8 protein-coding genes and 1 tRNA gene are annotated in these 11,738 nt (G+C 40.0%); 5 read left to right on the top strand and 4 right to left on the bottom strand.

The features are described 5' to 3' along the window. Positions 1-42: 42 nt before the first annotated feature. Positions 43-4,308 (top strand): DNA-directed RNA polymerase subunit beta', encoded by a 4,266-nt coding sequence (gene rpoC / locus CDW55_RS02040; RefSeq protein ID WP_088468674.1) that lies wholly within the window; start codon positions 43-45, stop codon positions 4,306-4,308. Positions 4,309-4,404: 96 nt separating this feature from the next. Next, positions 4,405-4,716: a DUF3467 domain-containing protein gene (locus CDW55_RS02035; protein WP_088468064.1), complete on the top strand. Its 312-nt coding sequence runs from the start codon at positions 4,405-4,407 to the stop codon at positions 4,714-4,716. Between the two features lie 183 nt (positions 4,717-4,899). Here CDW55_RS02035 and CDW55_RS02030 read toward each other — a convergent pair whose 3' ends face one another. From CDW55_RS02030 to CDW55_RS02015, 4 genes are all read right to left on the bottom strand, one after another. Further along, positions 4,900-5,664 (bottom strand): TIGR03915 family putative DNA repair protein, encoded by a 765-nt coding sequence (locus CDW55_RS02030; RefSeq protein WP_088468063.1) that lies wholly within the window; start codon positions 5,662-5,664, stop codon positions 4,900-4,902. Positions 5,665-5,667: 3 nt separating this feature from the next. Next, positions 5,668-6,924, bottom strand: a complete 1,257-nt coding sequence (locus CDW55_RS02025; protein WP_088468062.1) for a putative DNA modification/repair radical SAM protein — start codon at positions 6,922-6,924, stop codon at positions 5,668-5,670. Positions 6,925-7,061: 137 nt separating this feature from the next. Continuing rightward, entirely contained in the window at positions 7,062-8,183 is a 1,122-nt protein-coding gene (gene ribB, locus CDW55_RS02020; RefSeq protein ID WP_088468061.1) for a 3,4-dihydroxy-2-butanone-4-phosphate synthase, read from the bottom strand. Positions 8,184-8,371: 188 nt separating this feature from the next. Next, a complete protein-coding gene (locus tag CDW55_RS02015) occupies positions 8,372-9,373 on the bottom strand; it encodes an LLM class flavin-dependent oxidoreductase (RefSeq protein ID WP_088468060.1) in 1,002 nt (333 codons plus the stop codon). Between the two features lie 144 nt (positions 9,374-9,517). Here CDW55_RS02015 and CDW55_RS02010 point away from each other — a divergent pair, with 144 nt between their 5' ends. From CDW55_RS02010 to CDW55_RS02000, 3 genes are all read left to right on the top strand, one after another. Continuing rightward, a complete protein-coding gene (locus CDW55_RS02010) occupies positions 9,518-10,891 on the top strand; it encodes a DUF4403 family protein (RefSeq protein ID WP_088468059.1) in 1,374 nt (457 codons plus the stop codon). 63 nt (positions 10,892-10,954) lie between these two features. Further along, positions 10,955-11,028: transfer RNA gene (locus CDW55_RS02005), tRNA-Cys, on the top strand. 135 nt (positions 11,029-11,163) lie between these two features. Beyond that, positions 11,164-11,703, top strand: coding sequence for a YMGG-like glycine zipper-containing protein (locus tag CDW55_RS02000; protein ID WP_088468058.1), 540 nt, complete (start codon positions 11,164-11,166; stop codon positions 11,701-11,703). Positions 11,704-11,738 lie beyond the last annotated feature (35 nt).

Genomic DNA, 11,738 nt, shown 5'->3' with positions numbered 1-11,738 from the left:
ATTAATCTAAAATCTAAAAATTTCAAATCTAAAATTTCAAAAATGTCAAATAAAAATAAAACAAGTAATTTCAGTAAAATTACGATCGGTCTTGCTTCTCCCGAATCGATCCTTCAGGATTCAAGAGGTGAAGTTTTAAAACCGGAAACCATTAACTACAGAACCCACAAGCCGGAAAGAGACGGGTTGTTCTGCGAGAAAATCTTTGGTCCTGTGAAGGATTACGAATGTGCTTGCGGTAAATACAAGAGAATCCGTTATAAAGGAATCGTTTGCGACCGTTGTGGGGTAGAAGTTACCGAGAAAAAAGTGCGTAGAGAAAGAATCGGACACATCGGTCTGGTTGTTCCTGTGGCGCATATCTGGTACTTCCGTTCTTTACCGAACAAAATCGGTTACCTTTTAGGCTTGCCATCCAAAAAACTGGATATGATTATCTACTACGAAAGATATGTCGTAATCCAGGCAGGTATTGCTAAAAAAGCCGACGGTTCAGATTTTGAGGACAAAGAATTCCTTACCGAAGAAGAGTATCTCGACATTATGGATACACTTCCTGCGGAAAACCAATATCTTGATGATTCTGATCCGAATAAATTTGTTGCCAAAATGGGAGCAGAAGCGGTAGAAGAATTATTAAAGAGAATCGATCTGGATACTTTATCCTTCGATCTTCGTCACAAAGCACACAACGAATCTTCAAAACAAAGAAGAACCGAAGCATTAAAAAGATTAAATGTTGTTGAAGCCATCCGTGGTGCCAACACCAGAATGATCAACCGTCCGGAATGGATGATTATGCGTGTGCTGCCTGTAATTCCACCAGAACTGAGACCATTGGTTCCATTGGATGGAGGTAGATTTGCGACTTCAGATTTAAATGACCTTTACCGAAGAGTAATCATCAGAAACAACCGTTTAAAGAGACTTTTAGAGATCAAAGCTCCGGAAGTAATCCTTAGAAACGAGAAGCGTATGCTTCAGGAATCTGTAGATTCACTATTCGATAATACAAGAAAATCTTCAGCAGTAAAATCTGAATCAAACAGACCATTGAAATCACTTTCAGATTCATTGAAAGGTAAGCAAGGTCGTTTCCGTCAGAACTTACTTGGTAAGCGTGTGGATTATTCAGCCCGTTCGGTAATTGTTGTAGGTCCAAACCTTCAGCTTCACGAATGTGGTATCCCGAAAGATATGGCTGCGGAACTTTATAAACCGTTCATTATCAGAAAACTGATTGAAAGAGGTATCGTAAAAACCGTAAAATCAGCAAAAAGAATCATCGACAGAAAAGAACCTGTTGTTTATGATATCCTCGAAAACGTGATGAAAGGTCACCCGGTTCTTCTGAACAGGGCACCTACCCTTCACAGATTGGGTATCCAGGCGTTCCAGCCAAAAATGATCGAAGGTAAGGCAATCCAGCTTCACCCATTGGTTACTACGGCATTCAACGCGGATTTCGATGGTGACCAGATGGCAGTTCACTTACCATTAGGTCCTGAGGCTATATTAGAAGCACAGCTTTTGATGTTAGGTTCTCAGAACATCTTGAACCCGGCAAACGGCTCACCAATCACCGTACCTTCTCAGGACATGGTTTTGGGTCTGTATTTTATGACCAAAGAAGCACATTCAACTGATGAAGTGAAGATTAAAGGCGAAGGTCTTGCATTCTATTCCCCTGAAGAAGTGGAAATTGCTTACGCAGAAGGACAGGTTTCTTTGAATGCTAAAGTAAGATGTAGATTGCCAATCAAAGAAGATGGCGTAATCACCACAAAACTTACCGAAACTACCGTTGGAAGAATTTTATTCAACCAGATTGTACCTAAAGAATCAGGATATATCAATGAACTTTTAACCAAGAAATCATTGCGAAATGTTATTGGTAGAGTATTGGCAGATACCGATTTCCCAACCACTGTAAAATTCCTTGATGATATGAAGAACTTAGGTTATTCAAACGCATTCAAAGGAGGTTTATCATTTAGTTTAGGTGATATCGTAATTCCGGCGGAGAAGAAAACCATGATCGCTCAGGCGGTAGAAAGCGTTGACGAGATCAAGGCGAACTATAACATGGGTCTTATCACCGATACAGAACGTTATAACCAGGTAATCGACGTTTGGACAAATACCAACGCAGGATTAACGGAAATGATTATGAGCAGAATGAAAACCGACCAAGGTGGGTTCAATTCAGTGTATATGATGCTTGATTCCGGTGCAAGGGGTTCCAAAGAACAGATCCGTCAGCTTTCAGGAATGAGAGGTTTGATGGCAAAACCACAAAAAGCAGGTTCTACAGGTGCTGAGATTATTGAAAACCCGATTGTAGCAAACTTTAAAGAAGGTCTTTCGATCCTTGAATACTTTATCTCCACTCACGGTGCTCGTAAAGGTCTTGCAGATACCGCTCTTAAAACTGCCGATGCTGGTTACTTAACCAGAAGACTGGTAGACGTTGCTCAGGACGTGATCATTACCGAAAACGACTGTGGAACTTTAAGAGGAACAGAAATTACTCCGCTGAAGAAAAACGACGAAATCGTAGAAAGACTTTCCGAGAGAATTTTAGGTAGAGTTTCTCTTCACAACGTTTACGATCCGGATACTGATGAAGTGATCGCCAATGCAGACGAACTGATCAACGAGGCATTAGCCAAGAAAATCGAAGCTGCAGGTATTGAAGCAGTAGAAGTACGCTCTCCGCTTACCTGTGAAACCAAAAAAGGAATCTGTGCGAAATGTTATGGTAGAAACCTGGCAACAGGTAAACCAATTCACATGGGTGAGGCAGTTGGAGTTATCGCAGCACAGTCTATTGGTGAACCTGGAACCCAGCTTACGCTGAGAACCTTCCACCAAGGGGGTACTGCAGGGAATATTTCAGAAAATCCATCGATTGTTGCACGTCGCGACGGTATCGTGGAAATGGATGAAGTAAGAACAGTAACTTCAGAAAACGACGAAGGTAAAAAAGCAGAAATCCTGGTATCACGTTCTACGGAATTCCGTTTGGTTGCAGACAATGCAGCACGTACACCGCTTATGGTGGCAAATGTACCTTATGGTTCAGAGCTATTGGTGAAGCCGGGTGATAAAGTGAAAAAAGGTGATGTTATTGCGAAATGGGATCCATATAACGCGGTAATTATTGCTGAATCTGCCGGTAAGGTAGAGTACGAGGATATCATCCAGGGTATTTCATTCCAGTTGGAAATCGATGAGCAGACTGGTTTCGAAGAGAAAGTAATCTCTGAATCAAGAAACAAAAAAGCCGTACCTACGCTGAAAGTAGTAGATTCCAAAGGAGTTGAGCAGAAAGCATACAACTTACCGGTTGGTGCCCACTTGATGGTGAACGATGGTGAGAAAATTAAGGCGGGTAAAGTCTTGATCAAGATCCCAAGAAAATCTGCTAAATCAGGGGATATCACGGGTGGTCTTCCAAGAGTTACCGAACTTTTCGAAGCGCGTAACCCTTCAAACCCAGCAGTAGTAACAGAAATCGACGGTGTAGTTTCTTACGGAAAAATCAAGCGTGGTAACCGCGAATTGATCGTAGAAGCGAAAACCGGAGAAATCTCTAAATATTTAGTAAAACTTTCGAACCAGATTCTTGTTCAGGAAAATGACTTCGTCGTAGCAGGTGCGCCGCTTTCCGACGGATCTATTACTCCGGATGATATCCTTAAAATCAAAGGCCCAACAGCCGTTCAGGAATATCTGGTAAACGAAATTCAGGAAGTTTACCGTCTTCAGGGGGTAAAAATTGATGATAAGCACTTCGAAATCATCGTAAGACAGATGATGACGAAAGTATCGATCGTTGATGGTGGCGACACCCAGTTCCTGGAAGGTGCGCTGGAACATAAATTCGATTTCCTCGAAGAAAACAATAGAGTATTCGGACTGAAAGTAGTTACTGAAGCTGGCGATTCCAAGGTATTCAAACCAGGTCAGATGATTACTGCAAGAGAATTGAGAGACGAGAATTCTAAATTGAAGCGTGAAGATTTAGCTTTGGTAGAAGTTCGCGAAGCACTTCCTGCAACCGCAACACCGGTATTACAGGGGATTACAAGAGCAGCACTTCAAACCAAGTCCTTCATGTCGGCAGCTTCGTTCCAGGAAACTACAAAAGTTCTTAACGAAGCAGCAGTTTCCGGAAAAGTTGATTATCTTACAGGTCTGAAAGAAAATGTAATTGTAGGACACAGAATTCCTGCAGGTACAGGACTTAAAGACTACCAAAATGTAATCGTAGGCTCTAAAAAAGAGTTCGAAGACATCAATTAAGTAATTATAGGTTTTAGATTATGAATTTTAAATTGAATTCATAGTCTAAAATCCTTTTAAAATCCAAAATTTATAATTTAAAATATTCAAAAAAACATGGACAACAACCAAAACCAAAACAACGATCCAAACAACATCAACATCAACCTTAACGAAATGATCGCTGCTGGTGTTTACTGTAACCTTGCGTTAGTAAACCACTCACCATCAGAATTCGTAGTAGATTTTATCCAATTGATGCCGGGTGTGCAACAAGCTAACGTTCGTTCAAGAGTAATCTTGGCACCTTTGCACGCAAAAAGAGTATTGAATGCATTACAACAAAATGTTGCGAACTATGAACAGCAATTTGGCGAAATTAAAGAGGTTGAGCCTTTCGTAGTAGGTCAAAATAACGTTCAGGCATAAGCCAAAGCGTTTTGTAAAATACAGATCCCAACTTCACAGTTGGGATTTTTTTTGCCAATTGAAATGTTGATGGATAATAATTAAATTTTCGTAAAAGGGCGCTGTTGGAAATGGTCAATAATTTGAAATAGAAACCCTTCTCAAACTTAGCACGCGCTACCATTGCGATGTAAATTCTCAGCATTAGAACTTTTCAGTTAAATACTTCCAGTAGCGTTTGGGCAACCACTGAACGTGGAGTTTTATGTTTTTTCTTTCCACAATATTGGTTTTGAAAAAATAGCGTTGCCATAATTTTTGGTATTTCTTTTCTTCGTCATGGTGGAGATTTTGCGAATTTTTCATCATTAAAATTTGATCTTCTTCCGGATAAAAAAAATCTGCGTTTACCATGTCATAGAAGATTCCGTAATTTCGTTTCAAATCAAAAATCATCCATTTCTGATCTTGATATCGGTTTTTAAAATGATTTAAAACCAAAGGCAATACATTAAAATCTGGCTCTACTTTCGAAAAATAAACATCATCCTTTAACTTCTCAAAACGGACAAAGGCTGTCATCCGGTGTTTTTCCCTGCCCACACTTTTACATATTTTAGAAATTTCTAAAATATCCGGGTTTCCATAATCCTGCAGCACATTTTCATTAGGATATTTCAGTGAGTGTTTCACCGCACTTAGAATCAGTCTTTCACGGTCTTTTCTTTCGGAAAGGTAAACCCATAGTAAATTTTTGATGCCCTCCTTGCCTAAATTTTTCTCCAATTTTTGCAGAACGCGGTCCGCTTTATCGTTTTGGGCAATCACTTCTTGCACTTCAGCGAAGAAATTTTCCTGTTGATAGTTTGATGAACTGATGATTTCTGCGTCCTTAAATTTATATTCGAAAATTTCGAAAATAGCCGTCAGCAAACCTTCAAAACTTCCATCATAAAGCAGGATGTTCATATTTTAAAATAAACTAAGCTGTTGAGAAAATGGATTTTGAAATTTGGACTTCATACCGGAAAGTAAAATTTTTCTCAAATTTTGCTCATCAATCAAGCGGTTGAAAATATTTTCGCTTTCAACCTCCACAAAATATTTGGCTCTGTTTACAGCAACCCCCATTTTTTGGAGATGTTCCAAAGTAAGTTTCTGGAATTTTCTGGCCATCAAAATTTTACCGGTCGATTTTGTTCCAATTCCGGGCACGCGCAAAATCATCTCTTTCGGCGCGGTGTTGATGTTCACAGGGAAATTCTCGCGATTTCTTAGCGCCCATGCTAGTTTTGGATCCACTTCCAGATCAAGAAACGGATTATTTTTATCTAAAATTTCATCGGCACCAAATCCATAGAAACGCATCAGCCAATCCGCTTGGTATAAGCGGTTTTCCCGGAGAATTGGAACCTGCGAATGAATAGAAGGAAGGCGGCTGTCTTCCAAAACCGGTACATAGCCTGAATAATAAACGCGTTTTAGATTAAAGTTTTGGTAAAAATGATTGGCTACCTTTATGATTTTTAAATCGGTTTCGTTGGTGGCTCCCACGATCATCTGTGTAGATTGCCCGGCAGGTGCGAATTTCGGAATTTTTTTAAATATTTTTCTTTCGTCTTTATACAAAATCAATTCATTTTTAACAAAATCCATCGGCTTTATCATTTCTGCGTGGGATTTGTCGGGAGCCAATAGTTTGAGCCCTTGTTCAGTCGGAATTTCGATGTTAATGGACAGGCGGTCTGCATATAGGCCTGCCTCCTTCATCAGCTCTTCGCTAGCTCCAGGAATTGATTTTAGATGGATATAACCATTGAAACGATGCTCGGTACGTAATTTCTTGGCAACACGAACCAGGCGCTCCATGGTGGTGTCTGCATCTTTGAAGATTCCTGAACTTAAAAAAAGACCTTCAATATAATTTCTGCGGTAAAAATTGATGGTTAAATCCACAACTTCTTCCACCGTGAAAGCGGCACGTTTAATGTCGTTTGATTTTCGGGAAACACAATATGCACAATCAAAAATACAGTGATTTGTCAACAAAATTTTAAGCAAGGAAACGCATCTCCCATCTTCGGTGTAGGAATGGCAAATACCGGAAGCATGGCTATTTCCTAAACCACCATTGTTTTTCCGGTTTCCGCCACTGGAAGAGCAGGAAACATCGTACTTTGCAGCATCTGCAAGTATTTCCAACTTTTCCTGAATGCGTGAGAAATCCATTATATTATGTTAAATTAAACAAACAAATTTAATAAAAAAATGATGAACAAGAGTAGTTTTTCGATAACTAAATTTGAATTATTTTTCAAAAAAAATCCCATCCGAAGATGGGAATAATTGGTTGTCGAAGAGGGGTCTTAAAGTGGAACCATCTCCGTAACTTCCACATCGTATCCACCGACCAATGGTTTTTGATTTACGTTTTGAGTGATCACGCGGAATTTGGTAATTCCTAAATTCTTTAAGATCTGGGTTCCAATTCCGTAATCGTGGAAATTAGAAGCTAAAGTAGGTCTTTTCTCCTGCCCATCTTGGAAATCGATAAACTGTTGCAACTTTCTCAAGGTGTTTTCAGCGTTCGATACATTGTTGATGAATATGATTGCACCTTTTCCCTCGTCATTAATCATTTTGGTGATTTTTTCCAGCAAAGGTTTTTCACCGGAAGAAAGTCTGTTTAGCACATCAAAATAAGAATTAGATGCCTGCACCCGCACCAAAACTGGTTCATTTGCAACCCAGGTGCCTTTCGTTAAAGCAAAATGAATCTGGTCGGTGCTGGTTTCTTTAAATGCATAGAAATCGTAGTCACCATAGAAGGTTTTCACTTTTCGCTCTTCGATACGTTCGATCAAATCGCCTTTTTTCAGCTGATAATGAATAAGATCCTCGATGGAAATAATTTTCAAATCATGTTTTTTTGCCAATTCTACCAATTCCGGAAGACGAGCCATTGATCCATCATCGTTCATGATTTCACAAATGACGCCTCCTTCTTTCAGGCCTGCTAATTTGGTGAGGTCAATCGCGGCTTCGGTGTGGCCTGCTCTTTTCAGTACGCCACCTTTTTTTGCTCTCAACGGGAAAATATGACCGGGCCTCATGAAATCGGTTGGTTTTGTATTTTCGTCCATCAATGCTAAAATGGTTTTGCTGCGGTCGCTTGCCGAAATACCTGTAGAAACGCCTTCTCCTAAAAGATCTACAGAGACTGTAAATGCGGTTTCTTTCGGGTCGCTGCTTCGGGTCACCATGACGTCAAGCCCTAATTCGTCGCATCTTTTTTCAGGAAGTGGAGTACAAATAAGCCCTCTTCCGTAGATCGTCATGAAGTTGATGATTTCCGGAGTGGTCAATTCTGCTGCGGATAAAAAATCGCCCTCGTTTTCACGGTTTTCGTCATCTACTACGATGATTATTTTTCCGTTTCTCAGGTCTTCTATTGCTTCGGGAATAGTATTAAGTTGAATATCTGACATTTTACTTTTTTAGATGGCGCAAAGATACTTAGAATTAAGAAATTCGGCAACGATTATTTGGACAGCGTTTTTTGCCCTTGCGCTGTTATTCTTATTCCTAAAATATCGAAAAAACAAATCTTTAAAAACCGCGGAGAATTTTATAATTCAGCAGATGAAATAAAGTAATCAATCAGCAAATCAGGTAATCATTCGAACATTCCGTCTACGACATTTTTAAATATTTCATAAGATTTAAGACGCGCTTCCTGTTCGTAAATATGGGCGGTAATCATCAATTCATCTACCTGAAAGGCTTGCTGAAAGTTTAGCAGCTGGGTTTTTATCGTTTCTTCGCTTCCAATAAAACTGTAATGCAACATTTTCAAAACGTGTGCTTTTTCCATCGGGTTCCATACCTCGTCGATGTCTTCTACTGGCGGTGAATAAGGCCTTCTGTCGTTTCTGATAATATTGAGGAAAGCTTGATAAAGTGTTGTTGCTAATTTCTTCGCTTCTTCGTCGGTTTCCGCGGCAATTCCGTTCACGCATGCAATGATATAGGGTTCCGGGAATTTCTCGCTCGGTTTGTAATTTTCTCTATAAATCTGAAATGCATGAACCATCATATCCGGTGCGAAATGCCCGGCGAATGCATAAGGTAAACCCATTTCCGCCGCCAGCCAGGCGCTGTCGGTGCTCGATCCCAAAAGATAAATCGGGATATCGCAACCTTCACCGGGGATGGCTCTTACCAAACTCGTGGCATTTTCTACCGAGAAATATTGTTGCAATTCCTGTATTTGTCGGGGAAATTGTTCATTGATGATCATTGGATTTCTCCCTAAAGCTTTGGCTGTTAAACCATCCGTTCCGGGTGCTCTCCCAACGCCGAGATCGATTCTTCCGGGGAATAAACTTTCCAGAGTTCCGAATTGTTCGGCAATAACGAGTGAACTATGATTGGGGAGCATTACACCGCCAGACCCAACACGGATTTTTTCGGTTCCGTTGGCGATAAAGCCGATTAATACAGAGGTTGCAGAACTTGCAATGCTTGCCATATTGTGGTGTTCGGCAAGCCAGAATCTTTTATAATTTAATTGCTCTGCAAATCTTGCAAGTTCCAGGCTTTCGTTAAAGGTATCGTGTATGGTTTTGTTCTGTTTCACCGGAGCTAAATCCAGTACAGACAATTCGAATTTTTTCATGTAAATCCTTTTAAATATGACTTCAAAAATACGGCCTTTAAACCTTTAAATATAATTTTGCTGATACTTAAAACAAATTGCCGGCATTTTTTTTAACGATGTATAAAATTTTGTGGAAATTTGCGTTTCAATGAAAATTAAAACGTGCGAAAATTCCTTACGCTCCTGCTGTTGACCTTTACTTTAAGTTTGTTTTCTCAGCAAAATACGATCTCTGTTACGGAGGTTTCCGGTTTTCCGAGGATAAAGTCTTCGGTCACCATGCCGGTGAAAATACCGCTTTCTGAGATTGGGAACCTGATTAACGCTTCGGTGCAGAATTTAATTTTTGAAGATAATTCCTATACCGATAACAATAACGACCAGTTTAAAGTAAAAGTCTGGAAAACCAGGCCTATACGTCTGGTTGGGGGAACAAAACAGAATCTGCTCATCGAAGTTCCGCTGAAAATATGGGCGGAAAAAGGAATCGGCACGCTCGGTATCTATTCTTACCAAAACACGACTTTCGAAACCGTGATGTACTTCAATACCCAGCTTACCTTCAATAATAACTGGACGGTGACGACAAAAACATCGCCGATGGGTTTTAAATGGGTAGTGAAACCCGTGCTCGATTACGGTAAAATTAAAGTTCCCATTACTTCCCTGGTCGAAACCAGCCTGAGACAGCAACAGGCAGATTTTTCCAAAACCATTGATGAAATGATGCGTTCTCAGCTTAATTTTCAGAAGTATGCGGTAATGGCCTGGAATCAGTTTGCCGAACCCTTCAATATTTCAGAAGAGTTCAGCACCTGGTTGAAAATAACGCCGTTAAGTATCAATATTTCCCCGCTGGTGTTTTACGGAAACCAGATTGAAGCCAATATCGGTATCGATACTTTTTCCGAAACTTTTACAGGGAACAAACCGGTGTCCGCATCTTTAATAAAAACCATAGCCAATTTTAATTCAGTTCAGGCTTTACCGCAAAAGTTTTTGCTTCAGACTACCGCCAATATTCCATTTACGGAGGCCACAAAAATTGCTGAAACTATGTTTTTAGGTAAAGAATTTGATTTACGGGAAGGCAAGTCAAAAATTAAAATTACTTCCATAAAAGTTTATGGCGAGGATGGAAGAGTGATGATTGAAGCAAAAACAGAAGGAATGGTGAATGGTATTTCGTATATCTCGGGAATTCCGGTGTATGACGAACAGAAAAGGAAGATTGTTTTAACCGATACGAAGTTTAAACTGAAAACGAAGAACGTTCTTCACAAGACCGCCACGCTGCTTTTTCAGGGGAAAATAGTGAAGATGATTGAAGAGGAATATGGCATCCCAACCGCTGATCTGGAGGATGCATCGCGGAAAAGTATCGAAGAAACTTTTAATAAAGAATATTTTAAAGGTCTGAAAATGCAGGGAAAAGTATTCGACCTCAAACCGTCGCAAATTATTCTAAATCCATCTGGCATTACCGTCATAATCGATACGGAAGCACAGCTGAAACTTCAGGTACAGGGGATGTAAATGCTTTTTTTGAATTTTGTTTCTTTACATTTTAAAAAATTTTCTATATTTGCAAACCCAAATGGTTCTTTGGCCGAGTGGTTAGGCAGTGGTCTGCAACACCATCTACAGCGGTTCGAATCCGCTAGGAACCTCCAATGAGCAAGTTTCTGTTTTACAGTGACTTGCTTTTATTTTTTAGGAAACTTTAACATTTTTAACATTCCGTTAACACAATAATGGTTTCGTTTTTGGCTTATAGAGGAAAATAATATGAACTAAAAAGAAAGATTATGAAAAATATACTCACAGCAGGATTTATGTCAGTTCTATTAATGACAGCCTGTACAAAGGATAACTCTGTAGCAGAAAAATCTCTGGAACAGCAGAAAATGGAATTCCAGGCAAGACAGCTGGAAATTGAGAAACAGAAACTCGCCATCGAGAAAGAAAAAATGGCGTATGAAACACAGAAAAAGCTGGACAGTATTGAAGAAGATAAGAAAGCTAAAGCTCAGGCCGTAGCCGCAAGACCACAAGTAATTCGTGAAACGAAAACCGTGTATGTTAACAATACGCCAAGAAGTTCATCCAGTTCTTCAGTTTCAAACTCTGAAACGTACGCAGGTACCACACAGGGTACAACCCAAAAACAGGGGATGAGTAAAGCCGCAAAAGGTACCATTATCGGTACGGTAGGTGGTGCAGCAGCAGGTGCAATTATTAACAAGAAGAACCGTGCAGCCGGTGCAGTAATCGGAGGAATTATTGGTGGTGCAACAGGATATACCATTGGTAGAGCCGGCGACAGAAAAGACGGTAGAGTACAGTAGAAGACCAAATTTCACATGCATATAAAGAAAAGATT

Origin of the sequence: Chryseobacterium sp. VAUSW3, assembly GCF_002205795.1 — a bacterium.
In the GTDB taxonomy this organism is placed as follows: Bacteria; Bacteroidota; Bacteroidia; order Flavobacteriales; family Weeksellaceae; genus Kaistella; species Kaistella yananensis.
This window is presented reverse-complemented; position numbering and strand designations above follow the sequence as displayed.